Here is a 22,957-nt window from a genome sequence, read left to right on the forward strand (position 1 = left end):
GCATTATGGCCAGCGGCGCATGAAAGGCCGCACTACAGGTCGGATACATGGCCGCACCAACCAGCAACGCAGAATGCTCAAAAGAACCCCTTGCCAACGGAGAGCCGTCCATACACGGCCCCACTGCCGTCATTTTGTGGGAGAGACCTCGATTGCCAATCAAGAAATTGACAAGATCTTGAGTTCGCGCGGTCCCTGTTGGACAACGTCGCCAACGGTCTTGCCGATCAGGGCGATGGCCACTGGTGAACCATGCGATATGGATCCTTGCGACGGATTCGCTTCGTCTTCACCGACAATTTGGAAAGTCTGGGTTCGTCCATCATCACGTTCAAAGGTGACGGTATGGCGGAATTCGACCACGTCGTTAGAAGTGGGCACCGGGCATAACTGGGCCGTTCGGATCCGCTCGGCATAATAGCTAACATCTCGAAACGGGACCGCCGACTGCCGTCGCCTCTCGTTGATGTCTTCCTGCAAGTTGGCAGCATCGAGAGCCTGCTGAGCGCGTGCCAATTCGACCTGCAACATCCTAAGGCCCGCCTCCGTAACGAGGTTGACTCGATCGGAGATCGGGCGCGCCGGCAGGATGGTTTCCGATGCTGCCTCAGCGCTTTCCTCTCTGACAAATGCTACGCTCACTTGATCATGCCTCTCGTCCTGTTCTCCAGTATTGGCATGGCCTGCCATCGACAATAAGTCACAACGCAGCGTCTGCGACACGGCGACGGCAGCGACCCAAGCGGGCCTTAACGTGTCGCTGAATTTTGCGACCCATTGTCAGCAAGCTCGCTGCTCGCTCGTCCTTGACACGGTGCCTGATCGAAAGCGCCTGTCGCTTCCTCCAAGATGGTAGTGGCGCAGGCTAGCGAGTGATGGGCGTGTTTTCTTGGCCGGCCCCTCTTTCGCGGTGACGCCTGATCGCGCCAATTGGCACGCCACCGCGGAACTCAACGTCCCTGCCAACCATCACGCTGATCTTGCTGCATTGTCGCGCGCCAACCCGTCACGATCCTCTTCATGGCCAAGTTCAGCATTTGTAACAGAGCTCGCTTGGGCGCTGCGTAGTTCAGCCATATCAACAGCAAGAAGAGTGTCTCCGTACAACATGACCGCGGACAGCGCAGCTTCATCGCGAAGGGCTTTGAGAAGCTGAACAAACATGTGCAACACTTCCCTGGTTCGGCTGCTAGCGATCGCTTCCTCCTTGGTAAGACTATCCGCGGCAGCGGGTTGTCCCTGCCATAGGGTCATGCAGGAATGGAGACCCTCAAGCCGTCGAGGCTGCGCGTCACCTCAATCTGGCAGCAGAGGCGGCTGTTGGGCGAGAAATTGTCGAGGCTCTCCAGGAGGTCCTTCTCGACGTCCTCGGCTGGGCCGACTTCGGCGATCCAGGTTTCATCGACGACGACGTGGCAGGTGGCGCAGCTGCAACCGCCGCCACATTCGGCGGAAATGCCGGAGATCAGGTTGTCGACGGCTGTCTGCATGACGGTGTCGCCCAGATGGGCTTCGACGTGGGTCTCGCTGCCGTCCTGTCCAATGAAGATGATCTTCGTCATTTCGAATTTTCCTAATGCTGGTTAGGCCGCGACTTCTTTGAAGGGCCTGCTTTCGTCGGCGAGCATCGCCGGGTCGATCACGCGGCGCTGCATGATCAGTTTCTTGGAAAGCACAAATTCGGACGGCCGGTTGACGCAGTCGGCTGCGATCAATGCGCCCTGCTTGAGGTAGAAGGCGGCGAAGCTGCGTCCTTCGGCAGGATTGCCGCGCAGCACCATCCTGTCATAATCTGTGCTTAACCCAGCCATTTGCAGCTTGAGATCGAACTGATCGGACCAGAACCAGGGGAGCGATCGGTCGGGCTTTTCGTTGTCACAGATCGTCGCGGCGGCGGCCTTGGCCTGTTCGACGGCGTTGCTTACGGATTCGAGACGGCAGGTGCCGTAATCCTTTACCGGATGGACCGTGCAGTCCCCTGCGGCCACGATGTCGGGATCGTCTGTACGGGCATATTCGTCGGTAACAATACCACCATCCACCCGCAGGCCAGCGGCTTCGGCAAGTTCGGTATTGGGCAGAACGCCGATGCCGACGACGAAGAAATCCGCTTCGATCTCCGCGCCGTCCTCGAAGTTGACTGCCTCAGCGCGAGGCGTTCCGCGCAGGCCCGCGATGCGCGCACCGGTGATGATGGTTACGCCTTCTTCGGCATGGACCCGCTGATAAAAGGTCGACATTTCAGGTGCGGTAACGCGGGCCAACACGCGCGGCGCGGCCTCGACCACGGTGACCTTGGTGCCGAATTTCCTCAGGGCGGCGGCGGTTTCGAGGCCGATATAGCCGCCGCCGATCACCACTGCGCGACGGCCTTCGCCAGCATGGGCGCGTATGCGCTCGAGATCGTTGAGGGTGCGCAGATAAAGGACGTTTTCCTGATCGGCGTTTGGAAGCCTGCGCACGCGTGCCCCCGTGCACAGCGCGAGCTTGTCATAGGCGAGCCGTTCGCCATCAGCGAGCACGACCTTCTTTGCAGCGCGGTCGATGGCGGCAACCGTGACGCCGAGACGGAGTTCGATATTGTGCCGGTTGTAGGCGTCTTCGTGGCGGATGAGGATGTCCTGAAAAGTCTTCTCGCCTGACATGTAGCCCTTCGACAGGGGCGGGCGGTTGTAGGGCAAGTGAGGCTCATCCCCGAGCATGAGGATGCGGCCGGTCCACCCCTCCTGCCGAAGGCTTGCGGCGAGCTGCGCCCCGGCATGGCTCGCGCCAACGATGATACAGGTTTCTGACAAGACGAGACCCTCCCAGGCGCGCAATTCAGTCCGCTGCCGAAGCCGTCTAACAAGATCGGCCACCTTACTGATGCCGTCATAAGACGCGAGATTTTCCTTGTGATCCAATACCTTTGCTGAATGAAAGGTAGGGGTCCTGAATATGACGAGGCCGGCCCCGCAAGAGGGCCGGCCAGGAAACCCGAACGGGCGTCAGATCATTTGAACAGCAGGTCTGGCAGCCAGGTGATGATGATCGGGAAGAGCACCATCAGACCGACACGCAGGATGTCTGCGACGACGAACGGGGCAATGCCGCGGATGATTTTGGCCAGCGGGACTTCGGGGGCGATGGCGCGGACCACAAAGAGGTTCATGCCAAGCGGGGGAGTGATGAGGGCAAGCTCTACCATCATCACCACGATGATGCCGAACCAGACCGGGTCGTAGCCAAGGCCGATAATGATCGGGAAAAACATCGGCAGTGTCAGCAGGATCATTGCAAGGCTTTCGAGAACGCAGCCGAGCAGGAGATAGATCAGCAGGATGGCGAGCAGAGTGCCGGTGGCCGAGAAGCCGCTCTCGGTGATAAAGGCGAGCACGGCCTTGTCGGCGCCGGTCAGGTTGATGAATTCGCCGAAGATGCTGGCGCCGATCACAAGGGCGAAGAGTATCGCCGTGGTGTGGGCGCTGTCGCGCAGGATTTCAAGGAACTGCGAAAGCGACACACGGCGCATAAGGGCAATGATGAAGCCGCCGACCGCGCCGATGCCGCCTGCTTCGGTGGCCGTGAAGAGCCCGCCGTAGATGCCGCCGAGCACAAGGATGAACAACGCTCCAACCATCCAGGTGCGTTTGAGTGCCGCCATTTTTTCGGCGCCGGTCGAGGTGCGCCCCTTGGGGGCAGCAGAGGGGTTGCGCCAGGAGACCCAGGCTATCGCAAGGGCATAGCCGAGGATGCCGAAGAGACCCGGAATGATTCCAGCGGCAAACAGCATGCCGATGTTGGTTTCGGTTTGGACGCCGTAAATCACCATGATGATGCTTGGCGGGATGAGAATGCCGAGGGTTGCGCCGGCCGCCACGGTGGCGGTGTTGAGGCCGTCTGAATAGCCATACGAGCGCATCGAGGGGATGGCGATCTTGCCGATGGTGATGGCGGTTGCAACGCTTGAACCCGAAACGGCGGCGAAACCGCCCGATGCGCCGACCGTAGCCATGGCAAGGCCGCCGCGATAACGGCCAACGAAGGCTTCGGCGGCTTTATAGAGGTCTGCCGAGACACCCGCGCCGCAGATGAGATTGCCCATCAGCACGAAGAGCGGAATGACGGACAGGCTATAGGAGAGTGTATTGCCGCTGACGGTGAGCGCAGCCATGGTGGTAGCCTGTGGCAAGCCAAGGAGTGCCCAGTAGCCTGCAAAGCCCACCACCGCGAGCGCGACAGCCACGGGAACGCGCGAAAAAATCAGAAGGAAGGCGCAAAAAAAGCCGATACCTGCTGCGAGCATCAGACCACCTCGTCTTGCACGGCCTTGGCGTCGGATTCATCACGACGACGTGCAAGTGCCGAAAGGATGAAGACCACGGCGGTGATAGCGGACATCACTGCCATGAAGTAATAGGCGTAGAAAACCGGAACCGAGAGCTGCGGGGTCACGTCGCCATAGCTGGCCAGACGCGTGCCCTGCGCCCAAAGGCGCTGCGCCAGCATGCCGAAAAGCCCTGCGCCCAGAACGTCACCCAAGATTTTCTGAGCATGAAGCAGCCAGGCCGGCGAGAAGTTGTCCAGGATGTCTACGACGATGTGCTGCCGTTTCCAGGCGATGACCGAATAGGCGAGAAAGGTCACGAAGACGAGCGAATATTCCGTCAGCTCGTTGGACCCCATCAGCGGCTTTTCGAAGAGGTTGCGGCCAACGACGTCGATGAAGGTCAATGCGGTCAAAACCACCAGCATGACGCTCGCCAGCGCATCGTTGAGCCAGAAAAAGCCGTCCCTTATCTTTTGCATAATCTCCTCCCTGTGTGGGCCGATGCGAGGGGAATGCCTCCGTCGCTTTCGCCGCATGCCCCCCTCTAACCGGCGGACGCTAGAAAACGCGGCGCGCGAGGTAAAATATGAAATGGCTCTGACTGGCTAGGCTTTGCGTCTCGCTTGAAGGCGAATCGCCATCATGCTGCGCAGCCCCGGAGTTTTCTCGCGAAAAGCGGCGGCAACTCTGGCCCGTGGTGCCCTCTCGGCATGGATCTCATCGGTGGCGATACTTTTTTCATATCGAAAGCCCTCGTTTGACGCCCCTCCGATAAGAGCCGTTTCTTATGAAAAGAGCGCGGAAGTCATTGAAAACAAATAATATGATCACCTTACCATCTCGCGGGAAGGTGGCGTCGCGGGCATTCTGCCGCCGGAGCGGCGGCGCCAAGCGCGTATTGCAAAGCCACAAAACTACGGTAGCCTTACTTTATGACCTATGCGAACTCGTGGAGGCGGAAACGAGGGAGAGGTCCTGCGAATGACTTTCCTGGGAGGGAGGAAACAATGAACATGAAACAGCTGCGCTATTTTTTGGCAGTGGCAGAGGAGCTTAACTTCACCCGCGCCGCCGCCAAGGTGAACATCGCGCAGCCCCCTCTCAGTCAGCAGATCATGGCGCTTGAGGCCGAGTTGGGTACCCCGCTTTTCATTCGTGAAAAGCGCAAGGTAGAACTTACCGAGGCGGGTCGTATCCTGGTCGTGCACGCCCACCGTGTTCTTAATGCGGCTTCGGCCGCCATCGGCGCAGTCCGTGCAGCCGAGCGCGGCGCCAACGCCAAGTTGACCGTGGGCGCGATCTACTCTTCGATCTATGCTTTCCTGCCCGATACGCTACGCGTCTTCCGCTCGATCGAGCCGCGCACCGAAGTATCCATCCAGGAGATGACGATCAATCAGCAGGTCCATGCCATCAAAGAGGGGCGCATCGAGATCGGCATGGTGCGGGGGCATGTCTATGACAGCGAGATCACCACAGAGCATTTATTCCGCGAGCGTCTGGTGCTGGCCGTTCCACACAACATGATTTTTGCCTCAGACGAAATCATCGACGTCCAGTCGCTTGCTGAAATGCCGCTTGTCGCGGTGACCCGCGGCCCGACGCGTGGCTACGGCGACCGCATCCTCAATATTTTCGAGCAGGAAGACCTCCAGCCCCGCGTGGTGAACGAGGTGGCCGACATGCACACCTCCATCTGCATGGTGGCGGCTGGTATGGGTGTGGCGATCGTGCCTTCCACGCTGCAGCTTCTCCAGCCGCGCGGTGTGCGCTTCATCCAGATTGACAGCGTCGCCGCCCACATCACCTTCTCGCTCGCCTGGCGCAGCAAGCAGGTATCCTCTTCGATGGCCACCTTTCTCGACGCCGCGCGCCAGAACGCCAAGAGCCTGCTGGCGGAACATGCCGATCTCTTCATGCGTCTGCCGCAAACTGCAGGTGCCAAGACTGTGCCGCAAAGGGCTGTCGCTGTCGCCTGAGGCAAAAAGCGATGGACGGAACGAGCGGGGCACGTTTTCTATTCGGAACTCGTCTCCGCCATCTGCAGGCGGATCTTCTCGAGCACGGCGAGCGTCGACTGCCATTCCTCGGGGGTGACGGTATTGCGGCTGTCGGTCTCGGTCTTCTGCATACAGGCCACGATCCGGGCGACATAGTCCGAGCCTTTATCTGTCATATGGACAGTCTTGCTGCGGCGGTCGTTCTGGTCGGGTTGGCGACAAATATATCCGCCCTTTTCGAGTGAGGCCAAGAATCCCGAAATGGTCATGGGATCGAGACTCGCGCGGCGGGCGAGAGTCACTTGCGTTACGGGTCCGTAATGGGCGGCATAAACCAGAATACGCGCAGCCCCCGGCGTCAGTTCGGGCGCGACCTTGGCCACGTCCTCCGCAAATAGCGTCCGCTTGTACCGGACTATGTCCGTAATGGTGAAGATGAATTCGAGATTCGGAGTGATGGCGGACATGTCCTTTCCACAGATCGAAGGCATTACCAGCCCCCGAAAAGAGCTGGAACTTCTGATCCTTGCCTCTTTTTTTGGCCGCAGGGAAGAAGTATCAGCCAAGGAAACATCTCCCGCCAGCGCGTAATCAGCCCCACCGACGATAGGGCGTCGGAAAACGGCTTTCACCGAGCCGAACCTACTGCCGGCGAGGCGCTCGATATGCCGCGCCAGGAAAGCGTACCACCATCAATGCGAACCACGGTGCCCGTGATGAAAGCGGCAGCATCGGAGGCCAGGAAGCAGGCCAGCTTGGCCACCTCTTCTGGCTTGCCGAGCCGCTTGATGATATGCGGCCCTGAAGTGGTTGCGATGGCGGCCTCGCGGTCCTTTGCGCTATCGATGCTGTGCATGAGCATGGGCGTCTCGATCGCGCCCGGAGCATAGCCATTGCAACGAATGCCGTACTGGCCAAGGTCGAGCGCCATTTGCTGGGTCAGCATCGCCACCGCAGCCTTGCTGGCGGTGTAGGCCGGCAGCCAAGGGTAGGCGCAGTAAGAGGCCACCGAAGCGGCGTTGACGATTGAGGGACCATTCTGCGACATCTTCAGCCAGGGCGCAGCAAATTTTGCGGCGCGCCAGATCGCCTTGAGGTTCACGTCCATAACGCGGTCCCAGGCTTCTTCCGGCAGGTTCTCGAAGGTGACATGGCTTTTCATCACGGCGTCGTCGGTGATGCCAGCGTTGTTAATGAGCGTGTCGACGCCGCCTGCTGCACTGGCGGTGGCCTCGATCATGTCATGGATATCCTCAGCTTTCGACAAGTCGGTGCGCAGGAAGATCGATTTGACCCCGGCGGCGTTCAGGTCGCGAACTGTCGCCTCACCTCCGGTCTCGTTGATGTCGATCACCGCGACGAAGCCCGCGCCTTGTCGGCCTGCCTCAAGCGCGATGGCGCGCCCCATGCCCTGGGCACCTCCGGTGACGATGACGGTTTTTCCGGTAAGCATCCTGCAATCCTCCACTGCCTGCGCCGCCATATGGCGGGCAGATGCGACTTTAGAACCGTTTGGCTGCTCTCCTCCAATATAAATAACAGATGGAGCAGTACCGCCGCTGAATTAAATGAAAAAGAAGAAGAACTTCTGAACAGAAAGCTCAGGAGGAAATTACTCAGGCAGTCTGAACCAGTAGATTCCGCAGGTCGAAGGAGAGGTCCTGCACCTCTTCCGGGGTGGGCGAGACGCCCTCGGCCAGAAGGCTCCGCCCCAGCATGTGGTCGCCGCCGCGGTTGAGCGATTCCACTGCGACGAGGTGTTCGTCACGGAAGCGAAAGATCGAGAAGCTGCGGTCGTCAGGGTTCCCTCGCGCCACGGAGAAATCCGACCTTTCGCTGAGGCCCGCAATCTGGATGAGAAGGCCGCCCTGTTCGCTCCAGAAGGTCGGGATGTCTCTGAATTCGCCGCCATGCTCGCCCATGAGCCGAGCCGCTACGTGATTTGCCTGGGAGACGGCGTTCTGGACGGATTCCAATCGGATCGCGCGTCCATTCGCGGGGAAGACGCAGCAATCGCCGATCGCCGAAATATTCGGATCCGAGGTAACGAGCGCGCCATTCACAACGATGCCGTTGGCGGTCTCAAGGCCGCAAGCCTCGGCCAGGCCGGTCTCCGGTGTCACCCCTATGGCAGCGAGAACGCAATCAGCCTGGAGAACTGAGCCATCGTCGAGCGTGACGGTGAACTCGCTGTCGTTCTCCTCCTCTATAAGCGCGACGGTGCGGTTGAAATGGAAGGTGATGCCCTTGGCCTCATGGTGCTGACGGATGGCGCGGGCGAGAAGGGGCGAGACCGCGCGGTCGAGAAGCCGCCCCAACACCTCTATCACGTGGATGCGCACGCCGGTCCTGGAAAGGGTGCCGGCGACCTCGAGGCCAATGAAACCGCCACCAATGACGACGACCTCCTCGGCGCGGTTCGCGGCTTGACGCAGCGCGTGGCTCTCGCGCAAGTCGCGCAGTTGCAACACGCGGCGGCTTGCCGTGGTGATCGGCGCCAGGCGGCGGTTGCGCGCGCCAGTCGCGAGAACGAGATGGCCGTAGCCAACACGGCTTCCGTCCTCTAGTTCGACTTCGCAGGCGCGGCGATCGATGGCGCGTACGCCGACACCGAGGCGCAGGCTAATGCGGTTTTTTTCATAGAAGCCCGGCTCTTCGAGCATCAGGTCATCGTCGGTCAGTTCGCCCGAAAGATGGCCCTTGGAAAGCGGCGGGCGCTGGTACGGCGCGACATTGCTCGCGTCGATCAGTGTGATCTCTCCGGAATGGCCACGCCGGCGCAGGCTTGTGGCAAGTTGCTGCCCAGCCTGACCCGCGCCAATGATCACGACAGAATTTGGCTGAAGCATTCGGGCATCCTTTGAGAGATTGTCGAGGCGGATCCGACCGGGCTCCGGCGCGATGCCACGCGACGGAGCCAATTACCTTGATTTACTCATTGTCCCAGACGACGGGCAGCTTCTGCAGACCGAGCACGAAATGGTCGCCTTTGGTCTGGATCTCCTGCGCTGGAATGGCGAGGCGCAGGTTCGGCAGATGGTCGAAGATGGTCGAGAAGACCGTCAGAAGTTCCGCCCGCGCCAGCGGCTGGCCAAGGCACTGGTGGATGCCGTAGCTGAATGCGACGTGGTGATCGGCTTTGCGGGTTATGTCGAATTTCTCGGGACATTCAAAAACATTGGGGTCGTGGTTTGCCGCCGCGATCAGCGCGATCACACCCTGTCCCTTCGGGATCAGCTCGCCATTGTATTCGATGTCTTCCACCGCGGTACGGAAGGCGTTGTAATGGACGATGGTGTGGAAGCGCAGCATCTCCTCGATGGCCGATTTGATCAGCTCGGGATCGTTGCGCATCATCTCGAGCTGATCGGGATGGGTGAGCAGGCTATGGAGGCCGAGGGCCATCTGGTTCGCCGTCGTCTCGTGGCCTGCCATGAGCAGCAGGTCCGCCATGACGACCAGCTCGCGCTGCGTCAGATGCCCCTCGCGTACTTGATCAACGATCAGATGCGAGATGATGTCGTCACGCCCATCGGCATTGTCCATGCGTGCTTCGACAAGCTTCTCAAGATAGCCGAGGATCGCCGCCGAGGCGGCTTTCGGAATCGACGGGTCCACATCGAGCAGCACACGGTCATGGCTCTTCTCCTGGAAGAATGCGTGATCTTCGTGGGGAACGTCGAGCAGGTCTGCAATCACAGTCGAGGTGAAGGGCAGGAAGAGGTCCTCATTCAGCTCGGCGGTGTTGCCGCGCGCCTTTAACCCCTCGAGCAGGCCGACGAAGGTCTTTTCGATGTGGGGGCGCAATGCCGCGATGCGCTTGATCATGAATTCGCGCGTCAACATTCGGCGCTGACGCCCGTGCTCGGGCGGGTCCATGCGAATGAAGGCGGGCTCGGCCTGGAGCACAGCGTCGCGCGCGGGCGAGAGACTTGGAAAGCCGTGAACCGCGGGATTGCCCGAGAAGCGGTTGTCGGCCAGAACGTTCTTCACGTCCTCGTAACGGGTAAAGACCTTGACGTTCTGACCGTTCCACATTGTCACATCGCCAGCCTGGGGTGTGCCGCGCATCTCGTCATATTCACGCGGCAAGTGAAAGGGGCACTGACGGGGAATGGGGAAGCGCGGTGCGCCATTTTCGTTGCTGCTCATCTTGCTGCTCCTCGCAATGGGCGACGATTTACATGCCGCCGTTCACGTCCAGGATCGCGCCGTTGACGTAGGCGGCGTCAGGACCGACCAGATAGGCGATGGCTGCGGCGATCTCTTCCGGCTCGGCCGCACGGCGCAGGCCGGTGTTCTCGATCAGCTTTTCGCGAACCTGGGCGGGAACCTTCGCACCCATGGCCGTGTTGATCGCGCCGGGTGAGACGGCATTGATGCGGATGCCTTGCGGGCCGAGCACCTTGCACAGGCTCTTGGTGAGGTTGATCACGGCCGCTTTCGACCCGCCGTAATCGGTCACTCCGCTGCCGACGACGCCCACGACCGAGGCGACCGAGACCACCGCGCCGCCGGCGCCGGCCGCGATCAGTCGCTTTGTAACTTCCTGGGTCAGGAAGAAGGCACCACGGATGTTCACGCCGTAAGTGAGGTCATAGTCGGCGGGCGTGATGTCGTAGAAAGTCTTGCCATGCCACACACCGGCATTGTTGATCAGCACGCGGATGAGGCCGATGTTCTCGGAGATATCGGCAACAGCGCTGGTGATCTGATTCAGATCGGTGATGTCGCACTGACGGTAATCGCCACCGCTCACGCCTTCGGCGGCGACGTCGAGGCCGACGACGCGGTAACCCATTGCGGTCAGGCGTTTGGTGGTCTCTTGGCCGACACGGCCGTTTGCGCCGGTGACGACGGCGATCTGCTGGGTCATGATGGTAATCCTCCTTTAGCGCCTTCAAGGTGGCTCTCAGGTCGACCCTGAACGGAGACTTTGAAGGGAAATTTCCTCAAGAGGTTACAAAGCCCAGTTGATATGATTCCAATACTAATTTTCAATCTGCCTAGACCACGAACCTATCAAGTTCAGGTCTATGTTACGTGCCGACGAGAGGCAGCAACGTAAGTGAGAGCAGGGTGAGGAACGCGCAGGCAGGACAGAGGGCTGTGCTCGACGGCGTGAAAGTCACCGACATGACCAGCGTGATCTTCGGGCCATACTGCACCTCGATACTGGCATCTATGGGGGCAGAGGTGGTCAAGCTCGAGCCTTCGCGCGGAGACGAGCTGCGCCGGGTCGGCAAGCCACGCACCACAAGGGGGATGGGGCCCGCCCATCTTACGATGAATGCCGGAAAGCACTGCGTGGCATGGGACATTCGCAGCCAGGATGGGCATCAGCGCTTGCGCCGCCGCATCGGCGAGAGCGCGGTATTCATCCACAATTTGCGTCCAGAAGCGGCCAAGCGCGCGGGGCTTGACTATGAGACCCTTTCGCAAGAGCGCGACGACCTGATTCACGTCTGCTGCTCCGGTTATGACCTGCGCGGTCCGCGAGCCGGCCAGCCCGCCTATGACGACGTGATACAGGCGGCTTCGGGCGCTGCTTCGCTGCTGCCGCGGGTCGACGGCTACGCCGCCCCTCGTTACCTTCCCATGGCGACGGCCGACAAGGTTGCAGGCCTCTATGCCGCCAATGCGGTACTGGCCGCTTTGGCGCGCCGTGCCGCCACGGGCAAGGGCTGCGCCGTCGAAGTGCCGATGTTCGAGAGCTTTACCCATTTCCTGTTGCAGGACCACCTTTATGGCGGTGCTTTGGTCGACGGGCCGGAGGGCATGGGCTACCCGCGCCAGCTTGATCCCGACCGGCAGCCGCTGCCGACGAAAGATGGCCATATCGCTGTCGCGCCATACACCGACGACCGCTGGGTACGCTTCTTCGAGGTCGCCGGAGCGTCCGACTTTCTTGCCCAGAACGGATTGGTTGACGCGCGCAGCCGCTTTGTGGGGCTTGCGCTCATGCAGGCCAAGCTGGCGCAGCTTCTCACTGGCCGCACCACCGCCGAATGGCTCGACCTATTGGGTTGTCATGATATTCCGGCCGCGCCGGTCGCTTCGCTCGAGGACCTGCTCGAAGACCCGCAGCTTCAGGCTAGCGGCTTCTTTCGCGAGAGGGAGCATCCGACCGAGGGGCGTTATCGGGAAATGGCACTGCCAATTACATTTCATGGCTGTCCCGAGGCCTTGCGCTTCCCCGCACGAAGGATCGGAGAGGATGACAACGCCTTTTGAGGAAGTCTTTAAATTGCGAAAGGCCCCGGAGTTTCCGGGGCCTTGCTTCTTAGGGACTTCGATTACCTGAGTTCGGACTGAAGCTCGCCGAGAACCGCGGCAGCATTGTCGAGGCCGGCTTTCTGAGCCTTGGCCACCCATTCCGGATACACGGCAGTCTGGATTTCTTCAGTGAGCTTGGCCAACGCCTCGGGGCCCATTTCCTTGATGGTTACCCCCTTGGCGAGCATTGCGTCGCGGCTTCTGATCTCGCCATTCTGGACCGCTTCGCCCACGCGTAGGGCCAGGGCCTCGCCGCCGATCTTCATGATGGCCGCCCGGTCCTCTTCAGAAATCTGGTTCCATTTGTCATGGTTGACGACGAGCGCCATGCCAGCCTGACCGAGCGCGCCCGGGATGGTCGAGGCATTGGTGAAGAACTCGTCGAGCTTCCAGGTCACTGAAGGCTCGTAGGGCATCACCATACCATCGATCACCCCGTTCGAAGCCATGGAATAGGTATCGGCAATCGAAGCGGTCACAGGAGCTGCGCCGAGCGCGGTCATGGCGGCCGTGACCGGGCGGTTCGACATGTAGTATTTCTGACCCTTCAGGTCCTCAAGCGAGTTGATCTCGCGGTTGCGGGTCATCAACTGCGCCGGAGCCACTGCGAACGCCGCGATGACATGGACGTCACCATAGCCCCGCTTTTCGGCCATGTGGCGTTCGTAGACTCGGTGGATGGCCGGGGCGAGCTTGGAGGCATCATCCGACAGCATTGGCAGTTCGCTGATCTCCATCAGCGGGAAACGGCCCGGGGTGTAGCCCGGCACGATCAGCGACATGTCGACGAGACCCTCGGCCACGACTTCATACTGGTCGCGCGGGGTACCCACCGCGGCGGCCCGGTTCTCCACGCGGACACGGCCCTCGGTCACCTGCGAGATCTCTTCGAGGAAGGGCAGGACGACTTCGTTCACGACGTAGCCCTTGGGGTGCCACATCGAGTAGCTCAAGACGGTCTCAGCGCGGGCGGGCAAGGCGAACGCTGCAGCAGCCAGCAGGTTCGCGGCGACGATGGTGCAAAACTTGAATGACATTCTTTCCTCTCCAATGCCTGGCTCGGCATTTCTCCTATGAGACGAAGATTGCGGAAGAACCTGCATATCGTCTAATATCAGATTTTATATGGAAGGCCGCGCACGAGGGGCCTGCGGGGTGTCTGCCTGAAGCGCTCAGACCATTTCTGGCCGGCGTTGATGTCAAAGACCGCGCCCGTGACGAAGCCTGCCTCCTGCGAGGCCGGACAGGAGACTCATCGCCCCACCTCCTCTGGCGCCTTCGGCCGTTCGACGGTCTGGGTGCCCCTGCTGGAAGGCTGAGCCTACTTCACGCGAGAGACCCGCAATGCGTGTGAGGGGGGCGGCTGCGCCGCTGGAAGCTTCCATCGACGGCCTCAGGCCTCGATAGCCTCGAGCAGGTGATCGAGTTCATAGACCGGAGGCTCGTCCTCCGCAGATACGAGATAGGGACGCGAAAGCCGTCCAAGTTCTTCGCGACTGTCCGCCTCTATCAGCACGATATCGCCAGTCATCACCCGGTTGCGGATGGCTTCGGCCTCGGTGGTGTGAATGCTCGAGCGACCGATGTCGCAGCGCGCGAACGTCACGCGCCCCGCCCCCGCCTCGAGTGCGACGCGCTCCGCTCCTTCGGGGAGCGCAAGGAAGGTGACAAACCCGCCACGCGACCGGCCTCGTCGCGAGAGAATTTCGAAGCAGGAGCGGAAATTGTTCTGGAACTGCGATACGGAACGGCTCGTCCATGGTGTGGGATTGTTCAGCCTTTCGAGATAGGCTGGGCTTTCCATGACGCAGAGCGCCTCCAGTTCGTAAAGCACGAGATACTTCGGCGCCGCCGTGCTCGAACGGTAACGCCGTCCCCGCCGGAATCCCGGCAGGGCCAAGCGTTCGGGCAGGTGTTCTTCGCTGTGCCAGGCGATGATGTCGGCTTCTCTGTCCGGCGGGAGGTCGAAACCTGCGAAGATGAGTGCCTGGGTCATGGGAGGTCCTTAGAACTTCACCGGCCGCGTGAAGACCTCGCGTACTCATCCGCGATGGCCAATTTGATCGGGGAGAATGCGGCACTCCCGTGCTTTTTCGGATGAACCGCTCGATGTGGCTTCTCCGGAAACCCTTGGCGAGGCGCAGGCCTGCAGCGTCCCAGTGTACTGCAATAAACTTCCGTATTCGTTTCGGATTTTGGATGCGAATTAGCAGCAGTGTCCAATATTAAAGGCGGCGTTGGTCATAGTCTTTTGCTATCGACGGGCGGTATCCTTGTCCACATGAGCCAACTGCCCACGGCGCTGGCGCCCATGGCGCAACTCACCACGACCAATGCCTGCCACGGGTCGGAGAAGAGCATGGCGGCAAAGCCTCCCAGAACCCCGCAGCCGATCTGCATGAAACCCATGACTGCCGCGCCCGCGCCTGCACGTTCTGGATAGGGGGCCATTGCGATGGAAAGCAGGCTCGGTGTGGTAGTTCCGATTGCGAGCCCGTTGATCGCTATGGGTGACATCACAGCAATGAAGCTCGGTCCGGTCAGGAAATAGGCGATGAAATAGATGAGGTTTGCGAGCAGCACGAGCGCCATTCCGCAGGCGAGAATCCGTTCGGCCGGGACAGTTTTGGCAATGCTGCGAACAATGGCCGAGCCGATGAAGAAAAAGCTTGTTTGCAGAACCATGCTTAGGCCGAAGACGCGGGGACTGTAGTGCAACTGTCCGATCACTGCGAGCGAGAGCAGCGCGCTTTGGGCGTAGACCACTCCGTTCACGCCGCCGAGAATGATAGCAGGCAGCACGAAGCCCTTTGAGCTCATGAGGATGGCGTAGCTTTGCAACAGCCCATTCAGGCTCGTGGGTGGCCGGTCAGCGGGAGCGGTTTCTGCAAGCAGCCCCCAGATGCAAGCGAGCGTCACCAGCCCAAGCGCAAGCATAAGATGGAAGAGCGCGTGCCAGTGCCAATATTCGATCACCACACCCCCGATAAAGGGAGCAACCGCAGGGCCAGTGGACAGCGCCAGGCCGACGGTCGCCTGGATTGCGAGTTGTTCCGGGCCCTTGTATAGGTCGCGGACGATGGCGCGCGAAAGCGCAATGCCTGCAGCCGCTCCCACGCCTTGAAGAAAGCGGGCGAATATCAACAGCTCGATCTGCGGCGCGAAGAGCGAAAACGTCGTGGCGATGACGTATAGCAAGAAGAAGCCGAGCAGCACGGGCTTGCGGCCGATCCCGTCCGAGACGGGGCCGCAGAATAGCTGTGAGCTGGCAAGGCCGAGGAAGAAGGCCGTCACCGTCATCTGCACGCCGGCAATGCTCGTTTCAAGCTCGACGGCAAGTTCCGGCAGGGCGGGTGTGTAGAGCGAAGAAGATAACGGGCCGACCATTGCGAGCATAGCGCAAAGGCAGGTAACGCGCCGGGCGCTCATCTGCGGCTTCCGAGTATGGCTGGTCATGTCTCTGTAGTTCCGTTGCAACGCTAACGGCGGGACGATGACCTCCCTTCCCGCAAGGAAGTTCGTGGATGGAAGCCGCGTCGAACTCGTCGATCTCGTCGATGAGGTTTGAGGGGAGGAGCAGGTTCAGCTCTGCGGTGACATCGTCGAAGGGTCGAGCGCAAGCTTGATCGGGGACGGCGCTCGTAGACCGAGGGCGGGGCACATGGGCCCCGCCAAACGCTGGCAGGACAAGCCTCAGCCTTCGATCGGCGCAGGCACGGAGGACGCCACGATCGAGGCGTCCAAGACCTCGTAGGCGCTGTAGGAGATCGTGTCGTAGAGTTCGGCGCGGGTCTGCATCTGATCGAGACTGGCCTTGGTGCCGCCGGTCTCGCGGATCGAGGCGTAGAGCTTCTCCTGCGCCTTCGCAGCGACGCGCAGCGAGGATACCGGCCAGATGACGATCTTGTAGCCGAGCTTCTGAAACTCGGCGGCGGTGGTGTGGGGCGTGCGGCCGAACTCCGTCATGTTGGCTAACAGCGGTACTTTAACCTCGGCAGCGAACCGGGCGAACATCTCGGGGGTGTTCAGCGCCTCGGGGAAGATAATGTCCGCCCCTGCCTCGACATAGCGCTTTGCACGCGCGATGGCACTTTCGATCCCTTCGGACGCAGCAGCATCGGTGCGTGCCACGATCTGCATGTGCTTGCGAGCCTTTTTCGCGGCAGCGACCTTGGCGGCCATGTCATCGATGGTGGCGAGCTTCTTGTCGTTCAGGTGACCGCATTTCTTCGGCAGGAGTTGGTCCTCGATCTGGATGGCGGCGGCGCCGGCCTCTTCGAAGGCGCGCACGGTCTGCATCACGTTCAGGGCTTCGCCGAAGCCGGTGTCGCCGTCGACGAGAATGGGAAGGTCCGACGCGCGGTAGACTTGCCGAATGAAGTGGCAGACGTCCTCCACCGAGATGATGCCCAGATCGGGCAGGCCCATCGAGGCGCTCATGGCCGCGCCCGAGAGATAGACCGCCTCGAAGCCGGCCCTCTTGGCCAGAAGCGAAGCAAGGCCATTATGGGCACCCGGCATCTGCAGGATTTCGTCGCGCTCGAGCAATTCCTTCAGGCGCAGGCCTGCAGGGCGAGGATCGGGAGTGTCGGAGATAAGATAAACCATTGTTGTTCTCAGTTGCGCGAGGGCCAGCCGGAGGGGGCGTTGGGGATGATGGCGTCGTTGTGTTCGCCAAGGCTCGGCGGGGCGAGAGAGATCTCGGTCGGCGTGGCCGAGAAGTTCAGAGGATTGTTGATGACCCTGAACTGGCCTGCCGAGGGGCTGTCGATGGTGCGGATGAGATCGGCCTGAACCTTCGGATCGCCGAAGACCTCGGGCCAGGTCTTCACAGGGCCATAGATCGCGCCGGCAGCGAGAAGGATGGGGTCCCACTCGGCAAGCGTGCGCGTGGCGAAAATCTCCGACAAGCGGCGGTTTACCAGATCACGGTTCTTCAGGCGCGCGCCCTTGGTCGCGGTTTCCGGGTCGGTCTTCATCGAAGGTGCGCCGATCGCGTCGCAGAGGATCTGCCAGAACTTGTCGTTGATCGTAATGATCATCACCTCGCGCCCGTCCTTGGTGGCGTAGGTATTGTTCGGCACAATGTCCCAATGCTCGTTGCCCAGGCGATCGGGGGTGTGGCCGGTCGCGTCGAAATAGACGTCGCGCGGCACGAGGCTGAAGATCGAGGCATCCATCATCGACAAGTCGATGCGCTGACCTTCGCCGGTCTTGTGGCGAGCCTCAAGCGCGGTAAGAATGCCGATGGTCGAGAGCAGCGCCGTGACGAGGTCCGAGAAGGGAAAGCCGGTGCGCAGCGGCCCGCTCTCTTTGCTTCCGGTAATCTGCATCAGGCCCGACATGGCCTGGATGACCATATCGAGGGCGGGGCGGTTGCGGTCGGGCCCGGTCTGGCCGAAGCCGGTGATCGAGCAGTAAATCAGACGCGGATTGACCTTCTTCAGTTCTTCGTAACCGAGGCCCAGCTTTTCGGTGAACCCGGGACGAAAGTTCTCGACGAAGACGTCGGCCTCGGCAGCGAGTGCCTTGGCGGTGGCCAGCCCCTCGGAGGTCTTGAGGTCGAGCACGATGCCGCGCTTGTTGCGGTTCACCCCAAGGAAGAAGGCGCCGGTCCCGTTCAGCGTGGTTTCGCCCGATTTGCGGAAAGGGTCGCCCGAGGGCTGCTCTACCTTGATGACGTCCGCGCCGGCGTCGGCAAGTAGCATCGTGCCCATCGGGCCGGTCATCATCTGGGTGAAATCAAGGACCTTGAGGCCTTTCAATGCGGTCATTTCAGTACCTTGCCCGATCCGGAGATCAGTCCTTCTTCTCGTAGAATTCTTTCTGGTTCTTGTTCATTTTGGTCACGCCGCTGTCGCGCTTGGCCTTCATGAAGTTGAACTCGTCGGCGTCGTAACGGATGTTGGTGGCCAGGGTGTGCAGGATGTGGCCATAGGAGAACTGGCCGGTGATGCCGAGGCTCTCCATTGCCACCAGCGTCGCGGCCTTGCCCATGATGATGCCGTCGCGCGGCAGGCGGACGATGCGTTCGGCCCATTCCTCGCCGGCCTCGTCAAGCTGATCGAGGGGGACGACCTTGTTGACCATGCCGTAGTCGAGGCAGCGCTGAGCATCCCACAGCTCGGCCATGAGCAAAAGTTCGCGCGCGCGGCGCGGGCCGAGCGTCATCATTTCCCACGCGGCGAAATAGGCTGCGCCCGACAGGCCGAGCTTCTGCTCGGGGTGCCCGAGCTTGAGCGTGTCGGCGGCGATGACGAGGTCCGAGGCTTCGGCAAGATAGAGACCCGCACCCAGCGTATAGCCCTTGGCGAGTGTCAGAGTGGGCTTGAGAGACTCGTAGATGTGGCGGAAGCGGTTGATGTACATTTTGTCGTACTGTAGACGCGCGCGCTGGCTAGGGCGGCGCGGCTTGCCGTTCTTGTCGAGCTGCGGCTCGCCGTATTCCTTGCCCAGTTCGGACATATCGTGGCCGGCGCAGAAATCGTTGCCGGCGCCACGCAGGACGACGACACGGACGTCGTCATCGGCTTCGGCGCGGTGATAGCCCTCGATGAGCTGGTCCAGCATGGCGTTGGACATAGCGTTCTTCTTTTCGGGGCGATTTATCGTGATGTAGGCGCGGCCGTCCTTGGCCTCGTATTCCACATAGCCCTGGGTGGTTTGGCTGCTCATAGGAATGTCCTTTCGCGGTCAGGCCAATTTGACGGCCACGGCCTTGATCTGGGTGTAGAGGTCGAGCACTTCCGCGCCGCGTTCCCGGCCCCAGCCCGATTGCTTGTAGCCGCCATAGGGCAAGCTCGCGTCGGGTGACGTATGGGCGTTGACGTTGACGATGCCCGACTGGATCATCTTGGCGAGACGGTGGGCGACCGAGATGTCGCGGGTCCAGACCGAGGAGGACAGGCCGTAGGGAGAAGCGTTGGCACGTGCGGCGATACCTGCGAGGTCTTCCTCGTCGAACCGCATGGCGCAGAGAACCGGCCCGAAGATCTCCTCGTCATGGACGGTCATGCCGGGTCCGGTATTGGCCAGGACGGTCGGTTCGATGAAGTAGCCCTTCTGTCCGAGCGAGCGGCCACCGGTGACGACTTCGGCGCCCTCGCCACGGCCCTTTTCGATGTAGCTCATGACGCTTTCGTGCTGGGCACGCGAGATGACGGGGCCGAGGTCATGGCCGGGCAGCATGCCAGGGCCGACCTTGAGTGCCTTGGCGCGCGCAGCGACAGCCTCCACGACGCGGTCGTAGACCTTGTCATGGACGTAAAGGCGCGAGCCCGCAGCGCAGACCTGTCCGGCGTGGAAAAAGATCGAGCCGGCGATGCCTGCCACGGCCGCGTCGATGTCGGCATCGGGGAAGACGATGACCGGCGACTTGCCGCCCAGTTCCAGCGAGACCTTCTTCAGGTTCGAGCTGACGCAGCTGCGGGCGATGTGCTTGCCCACCTCGGTCGAGCCGGTGAAGGCGACCTTGTCGATGCCCGGATGGTTGGTGATCGCGTCGCCGATGATCGAGCCCTTGCCGGTGACAACGTTCAGCACGCCCGCAGGGAGGCCTGCCTCCAGTGCGAGTTCGGCGATGCGCAGCGCGGTGAGCGGCGTGGCTTCGGCAGGCTTGAGCACGATGGTGCAGCCGGCAGCCAGCGCGGGAGCGATCTTCCAGGCTGCCATGTTCATCGGGAAGTTCCAGGGCAGGATCTGTCCCACGACGCCCACGGGCTGGCGCAGCGTGTAGGCGTGCCATTCGCCCGGCATCGAGGGGTTGTGGGTGTCACCGGTGATCTTGGTAGCCCAACCGGCCATGTAACGGAACATGTCGGCCACGCCGTAGATGTCCACGTTGCGGCAGAACTGCAGCGGCTTGCCCGAATTAAGGCATTCCAGCTCCGCCAGCTCGTCGCCGTTGGCCTCGATCAGATCGGCGATGCGGTTCAGGATCCGGCCTCGCTGCGAGGGCGTGACCTTTGCCCAGGCGCCTTCGAAGGCGGCACGGGCAGCGCGAACGGCGAGGTCCACGTCTTCCGCCCCAGATTCTGCAACGGTGGTGATCTCTTCTTCCGAGGCCGGATCATAGATCGCCTTGCGCTTTCCGGACAGCGCCGCGACCGACTGGCCGTCGATCATCAGCCCGTGCTGGCGTGCGAGATAGGCTGCGGTCGCGGGGGTCAGTAAATAGTCTTTGAAAGTCACGTCGAGCATGGGTCAAGCTCCTCAAAATCTGGGGGAAAAAGGCGGGGCCGAGGCGGCCGCCGCGCGCGTCGCTCACTTGCCCAGGAGTTGGCGCGCGATGATGATGCGGTGAATCTCGTTCGTACCTTCGAGGATCTGGTTCAGCTTGGCATCACGCATGATCCGCTCGACCGGATATTCGGTCGAATAGCCGTAGGCGCCGAGCACCTGCACTGCCTCGGTCGCGATCTCCATGGCCACGTCCGTGACGTAGCACTTGCACATCGAAGCGAGCATGGTCAGGCGCGAAACTTTGCCGCTGTCGATCTCGAGCGCGCTCGAATAGAGCAGCGAGCGGGCTGCCTCAGTCTTCATGGCCATATCGGCCAGCTTGGCCTGGACCATCTGGAAATCGCCGATGCGGCGGCCGAACTGGCGGCGTTCGTTGGCATAGGTGACCGACGCCTCAAGTGCGGCCTGAGCGAGACCCAGCGAGGATGCCGCGACCGAGGGACGATTCAGGTCGAGGATCTTCATGCAGGCCTTGAAGCCCATGCCTTCCTCGCCCAGACGGCAATCGGCCGGAATCCGCATGTCCTCGAAGTGAAGCTGGCACGTCGGCGCGCCGTGGCGACCCATCTTGTGCTCCGACTTGCCGACATGGAAGCCCGGGGTCTTGGTGTCGACGAGGAATACCGAGATGCCGTCGTGGCCCTTGGCTTCCGAGGTGCGGGCGAAAAGCAGCACGTAATCGGCGTCGGCGCCCCACGTGATCCAGCTTTTCTGGCCGTTGACCACATAGCTGTCTCCATCCTTGCGGGCGAAGGTGCGGATCGAGGAAACGTCCGAGCCGGTCTCGGGCTCGGTGATGGCTACGGCGGCGATGGCGCGGCCGCCGGCCGAGATCGGCAGGTAATGGTTCTTCTGCTCTTCCGTGCCGAAGTGGAGCACCGGCAAGATGAGGCCGATGGAGTTGTTGGCGCAAAGCGTCGAGGCGGCAAGAGAGCCGCGCCCGATTTCTTCCTTCGCGATACAGACCGAGGTCAGGTCGCCCCCGGGCCCGCCATACTCCTCGGGAACCCAGAGCTGCAGGAGCCCAAGGTCGCCGAAGATTTCTGCCAGCTCGCGCGGGAAGCGGTCGGTCGCCTCCATTTCGGCCACGCGCGGGCGGACCTCGTCCTCCGTGACACGGCGCGCCATGTCACGGATCATTTCCTTCTCTGCGCCTAGATCGAACATGTCTTGCTCTCTGTTTCGGCGCTTACGCCTGGGTCTTTTCCAGCTCCGTGAAGCCGAGCGCGTCAAAGACTGGCTCGTCGGTCACCTGTATGAGCTGGCTGAATTCGCGGCGGGCCCTGATCGAATAGGCGTGCCAGTTCGGGATCACCACGACGTCGCCGCGCGTCACGGTGACCTGGCCAAGGTTCTCGATCTCCATGTCCACCTCGCCGCGCATCACGGTGTAGATGGAGTTGGTGATGCGGCGGCCCTGCTCGTAGGTCTCGCCCTCATTGAGGCCGAGCGAGTGGATGCCCATTGTCTTGATCATGCCCTGGGCGATCGGCGCTCGGCCCTGTTCGCGGGTGGCGGCAAGGATGTCGGCATCCTTGTTGCGCAGCTCCGAGTCCGGCTGGTTCGAGCTGATCTGTTCGTTCTTGGTCGGATAGTCCTCGAAATACATGTTCTCGAGGTTCTGCACGAGCGGCACGTCGAGGATGTCGATCCAGAAGGCTGGTTCGGAGGAAAAGTTCGAATGACCGTGCCAGGCCCAGGAAGGAGTCAGGACCACGTCGCCCTCGGCCACGTCGACGCGGGTACCATCGACGATCGTATAGGTCTCGGGGCCAACGTCGAGCACGATACGCAGTGCGTTCGGCGCATGGCGGTGCGAGCGTGCCGTCTCGCCCGGCAGCACCAGCTGGTATGCTGCGACCAGATGGCGGCAGGTCGGGTAGTTGTTGCCCTCAATCGGGGCGACGAGGATTAGGTTGCGACGTTCGGCCTTTTCCGGCGAGACGAAGTCGGCAGCCTTATCCAGCGCTTCCCGGGCTTCTTTGTAGCGCCAGACGACGGGCACGAACTTTGGCCTCGGCTCTGACCACATAGCCGGCTCGCGTTTGGCCCAACCGGGGACAAGGGCCTTGGTGCCCAGTTCTTCGTAAAAGCCTTCGGGAGCTGCAACGTCTACGTTTTCCAACGGCAT

Annotated in this window: 22 protein-coding genes; 2 read left to right on the forward strand and 20 right to left on the reverse strand. The window is 61.3% G+C overall.

Going from position 1 to position 22,957, the window contains the following annotated elements; all coding sequences use genetic code 11:
• Nucleotides 1-159: 159 nt before the first annotated feature.
• The 6 genes from greA to ABLE86_RS20165 all read right to left on the reverse strand — a co-directional run bounded on the left by greA (nucleotide 160) and on the right by ABLE86_RS20165 (nucleotide 4,788).
• The gene (gene greA / locus ABLE86_RS20140) at nucleotides 160-642 is read right to left on the reverse strand and encodes a transcription elongation factor GreA (RefSeq protein ID WP_348780882.1); all 483 of its coding nucleotides are present in this window, start codon (nucleotides 640-642) and stop codon (nucleotides 160-162) included.
• 327 nt (nucleotides 643-969) lie between these two features.
• Nucleotides 970-1,164, reverse strand: a complete 195-nt coding sequence (locus tag ABLE86_RS20145) for a hypothetical protein (RefSeq protein ID WP_348780776.1) — start codon at nucleotides 1,162-1,164, stop codon at nucleotides 970-972.
• Nucleotides 1,165-1,250: 86 nt separating this feature from the next.
• Nucleotides 1,251-1,562, reverse strand: coding sequence for a 2Fe-2S iron-sulfur cluster-binding protein (locus ABLE86_RS20150; RefSeq protein WP_348780777.1), 312 nt, complete (start codon nucleotides 1,560-1,562; stop codon nucleotides 1,251-1,253).
• A gap of 21 nt (nucleotides 1,563-1,583) precedes the next feature.
• Entirely contained in the window at nucleotides 1,584-2,903 is a 1,320-nt protein-coding gene (locus ABLE86_RS20155) for an FAD-dependent oxidoreductase (RefSeq protein ID WP_348780778.1), read from the reverse strand.
• Between the two features lie 89 nt (nucleotides 2,904-2,992).
• Nucleotides 2,993-4,285, reverse strand: a complete 1,293-nt coding sequence (locus ABLE86_RS20160) for a TRAP transporter large permease (protein ID WP_348780779.1) — start codon at nucleotides 4,283-4,285, stop codon at nucleotides 2,993-2,995.
• Nucleotides 4,285-4,788 carry a TRAP transporter small permease gene (locus ABLE86_RS20165; RefSeq protein ID WP_348780780.1) on the reverse strand — a complete coding sequence of 168 codons (504 nt, stop codon included), beginning with the start codon at nucleotides 4,786-4,788 and terminating at the stop codon, nucleotides 4,285-4,287. Before ABLE86_RS20165 ends, ABLE86_RS20160 begins: the two co-directional genes overlap by 1 nt.
• A 528-nt stretch (nucleotides 4,789-5,316) precedes the next feature.
• Between ABLE86_RS20165 and ABLE86_RS20170 the strand changes: the two genes are divergently transcribed.
• Nucleotides 5,317-6,288: a LysR family transcriptional regulator gene (locus ABLE86_RS20170; RefSeq protein ID WP_348780781.1), complete on the forward strand. Its 972-nt coding sequence runs from the start codon at nucleotides 5,317-5,319 to the stop codon at nucleotides 6,286-6,288.
• 38 nt (nucleotides 6,289-6,326) lie between these two features.
• Here ABLE86_RS20170 and ABLE86_RS20175 read toward each other — a convergent pair whose 3' ends face one another.
• The 5 genes from ABLE86_RS20175 to ABLE86_RS20195 form a co-directional block, all read right to left on the reverse strand.
• The gene (locus ABLE86_RS20175; RefSeq protein ID WP_348780782.1) at nucleotides 6,327-6,776 is read right to left on the reverse strand and encodes a MarR family transcriptional regulator; all 450 of its coding nucleotides are present in this window, start codon (nucleotides 6,774-6,776) and stop codon (nucleotides 6,327-6,329) included.
• A 161-nt stretch (nucleotides 6,777-6,937) separates the two neighbouring features.
• Complete coding sequence (locus ABLE86_RS20180; protein WP_348780783.1) at nucleotides 6,938-7,762, reverse strand: SDR family NAD(P)-dependent oxidoreductase; 825 nt, start codon at nucleotides 7,760-7,762, stop codon at nucleotides 6,938-6,940.
• Between the two features lie 163 nt (nucleotides 7,763-7,925).
• A complete protein-coding gene (locus ABLE86_RS20185) occupies nucleotides 7,926-9,158 on the reverse strand; it encodes an FAD-dependent oxidoreductase (RefSeq protein ID WP_348780784.1) in 1,233 nt (410 codons plus the stop codon).
• Between the two features lie 82 nt (nucleotides 9,159-9,240).
• A complete protein-coding gene (locus tag ABLE86_RS20190) occupies nucleotides 9,241-10,461 on the reverse strand; it encodes a cytochrome P450 (protein ID WP_348780785.1) in 1,221 nt (406 codons plus the stop codon).
• A 28-nt stretch (nucleotides 10,462-10,489) separates the two neighbouring features.
• Nucleotides 10,490-11,185, reverse strand: a complete 696-nt coding sequence (locus ABLE86_RS20195; protein WP_348780786.1) for an SDR family oxidoreductase — start codon at nucleotides 11,183-11,185, stop codon at nucleotides 10,490-10,492.
• A gap of 233 nt (nucleotides 11,186-11,418) precedes the next feature.
• Here ABLE86_RS20195 and ABLE86_RS20200 point away from each other — a divergent pair, with 233 nt between their 5' ends.
• Nucleotides 11,419-12,543: a CoA transferase gene (locus ABLE86_RS20200; protein WP_348780787.1), complete on the forward strand. Its 1,125-nt coding sequence runs from the start codon at nucleotides 11,419-11,421 to the stop codon at nucleotides 12,541-12,543.
• A 62-nt stretch (nucleotides 12,544-12,605) separates the two neighbouring features.
• Here the strand turns inward: ABLE86_RS20200 and ABLE86_RS20205 are convergent, their stop codons facing one another.
• The 9 genes from ABLE86_RS20205 to ABLE86_RS20245 form a co-directional block, all read right to left on the reverse strand.
• Complete coding sequence (locus ABLE86_RS20205; RefSeq protein ID WP_348780788.1) at nucleotides 12,606-13,622, reverse strand: TRAP transporter substrate-binding protein; 1,017 nt, start codon at nucleotides 13,620-13,622, stop codon at nucleotides 12,606-12,608.
• A 356-nt stretch (nucleotides 13,623-13,978) separates the two neighbouring features.
• On the reverse strand, nucleotides 13,979-14,581 hold the full coding sequence (locus ABLE86_RS20210) for a hypothetical protein (RefSeq protein ID WP_348780789.1): 603 nt from the start codon (nucleotides 14,579-14,581) through the stop codon (nucleotides 13,979-13,981).
• Nucleotides 14,582-14,826: 245 nt separating this feature from the next.
• Nucleotides 14,827-16,014, reverse strand: a complete 1,188-nt coding sequence (locus tag ABLE86_RS20215; protein ID WP_348780790.1) for a multidrug effflux MFS transporter — start codon at nucleotides 16,012-16,014, stop codon at nucleotides 14,827-14,829.
• Nucleotides 16,015-16,278: 264 nt separating this feature from the next.
• Nucleotides 16,279-17,193 carry a methylisocitrate lyase gene (prpB, locus tag ABLE86_RS20220; protein WP_348780791.1) on the reverse strand — a complete coding sequence of 305 codons (915 nt, stop codon included), beginning with the start codon at nucleotides 17,191-17,193 and terminating at the stop codon, nucleotides 16,279-16,281.
• Between the two features lie 8 nt (nucleotides 17,194-17,201).
• Nucleotides 17,202-18,359 carry a CoA transferase gene (locus ABLE86_RS20225; protein ID WP_348780792.1) on the reverse strand — a complete coding sequence of 386 codons (1,158 nt, stop codon included), beginning with the start codon at nucleotides 18,357-18,359 and terminating at the stop codon, nucleotides 17,202-17,204.
• A 25-nt stretch (nucleotides 18,360-18,384) separates the two neighbouring features.
• Nucleotides 18,385-19,260, reverse strand: coding sequence for an enoyl-CoA hydratase/isomerase family protein (locus ABLE86_RS20230; protein WP_348780793.1), 876 nt, complete (start codon nucleotides 19,258-19,260; stop codon nucleotides 18,385-18,387).
• A gap of 18 nt (nucleotides 19,261-19,278) precedes the next feature.
• Complete coding sequence (locus ABLE86_RS20235; protein WP_348780794.1) at nucleotides 19,279-20,784, reverse strand: aldehyde dehydrogenase family protein; 1,506 nt, start codon at nucleotides 20,782-20,784, stop codon at nucleotides 19,279-19,281.
• 63 nt (nucleotides 20,785-20,847) lie between these two features.
• Entirely contained in the window at nucleotides 20,848-21,993 is a 1,146-nt protein-coding gene (locus tag ABLE86_RS20240; protein WP_348780795.1) for an acyl-CoA dehydrogenase family protein, read from the reverse strand.
• A gap of 22 nt (nucleotides 21,994-22,015) precedes the next feature.
• Nucleotides 22,016-22,957, reverse strand: coding sequence for a cupin domain-containing protein (locus ABLE86_RS20245; protein ID WP_348780796.1), 942 nt, complete (start codon nucleotides 22,955-22,957; stop codon nucleotides 22,016-22,018).

Origin of the sequence: Mesorhizobium sp. KR2-14, from assembly GCF_040049255.1 — a bacterium.
In the GTDB taxonomy this organism is placed as follows: domain Bacteria; phylum Pseudomonadota; class Alphaproteobacteria; order Rhizobiales; family Rhizobiaceae; genus Pseudaminobacter.

Coding starts and splice junctions, on each gene's coding strand:
- ABLE86_RS20195 (WP_348780786.1), bottom strand. CDS start 11,185: ATGACCCAGCAGATCGCCGTCGTCACCGGCGCAAACGGCCGTGTCGGC.
- ABLE86_RS20215 (WP_348780790.1), bottom strand. CDS start 16,014: ATGAGCGCCCGGCGCGTTACCTGCCTTTGCGCTATGCTCGCAATGGTC.
- ABLE86_RS20170 (WP_348780781.1), top strand. CDS start 5,317: ATGAACATGAAACAGCTGCGCTATTTTTTGGCAGTGGCAGAGGAGCTT.
- ABLE86_RS20210 (WP_348780789.1), bottom strand. CDS start 14,581: ATGACCCAGGCACTCATCTTCGCAGGTTTCGACCTCCCGCCGGACAGA.
- ABLE86_RS20160 (WP_348780779.1), bottom strand. CDS start 4,285: ATGCTCGCAGCAGGTATCGGCTTTTTTTGCGCCTTCCTTCTGATTTTT.
- ABLE86_RS20240 (WP_348780795.1), bottom strand. CDS start 21,993: ATGTTCGATCTAGGCGCAGAGAAGGAAATGATCCGTGACATGGCGCGC.
- ABLE86_RS20190 (WP_348780785.1), bottom strand. CDS start 10,461: ATGAGCAGCAACGAAAATGGCGCACCGCGCTTCCCCATTCCCCGTCAG.
- ABLE86_RS20185 (WP_348780784.1), bottom strand. CDS start 9,158: ATGCTTCAGCCAAATTCTGTCGTGATCATTGGCGCGGGTCAGGCTGGG.
- ABLE86_RS20180 (WP_348780783.1), bottom strand. CDS start 7,762: ATGCTTACCGGAAAAACCGTCATCGTCACCGGAGGTGCCCAGGGCATG.
- ABLE86_RS20225 (WP_348780792.1), bottom strand. CDS start 18,359: ATGACCGCATTGAAAGGCCTCAAGGTCCTTGATTTCACCCAGATGATG.
- ABLE86_RS20145 (WP_348780776.1), bottom strand. CDS start 1,164: ATGTTTGTTCAGCTTCTCAAAGCCCTTCGCGATGAAGCTGCGCTGTCC.
- ABLE86_RS20245 (WP_348780796.1), bottom strand. CDS start 22,957: ATGCCGTTGGAAAACGTAGACGTTGCAGCTCCCGAAGGCTTTTACGAA.
- ABLE86_RS20150 (WP_348780777.1), bottom strand. CDS start 1,562: ATGACGAAGATCATCTTCATTGGACAGGACGGCAGCGAGACCCACGTC.
- ABLE86_RS20175 (WP_348780782.1), bottom strand. CDS start 6,776: ATGTCCGCCATCACTCCGAATCTCGAATTCATCTTCACCATTACGGAC.
- ABLE86_RS20205 (WP_348780788.1), bottom strand. CDS start 13,622: ATGTCATTCAAGTTTTGCACCATCGTCGCCGCGAACCTGCTGGCTGCT.
- ABLE86_RS20235 (WP_348780794.1), bottom strand. CDS start 20,784: ATGCTCGACGTGACTTTCAAAGACTATTTACTGACCCCCGCGACCGCA.
- ABLE86_RS20165 (WP_348780780.1), bottom strand. CDS start 4,788: ATGCAAAAGATAAGGGACGGCTTTTTCTGGCTCAACGATGCGCTGGCG.
- prpB (WP_348780791.1), bottom strand. CDS start 17,193: ATGGTTTATCTTATCTCCGACACTCCCGATCCTCGCCCTGCAGGCCTG.
- ABLE86_RS20230 (WP_348780793.1), bottom strand. CDS start 19,260: ATGAGCAGCCAAACCACCCAGGGCTATGTGGAATACGAGGCCAAGGAC.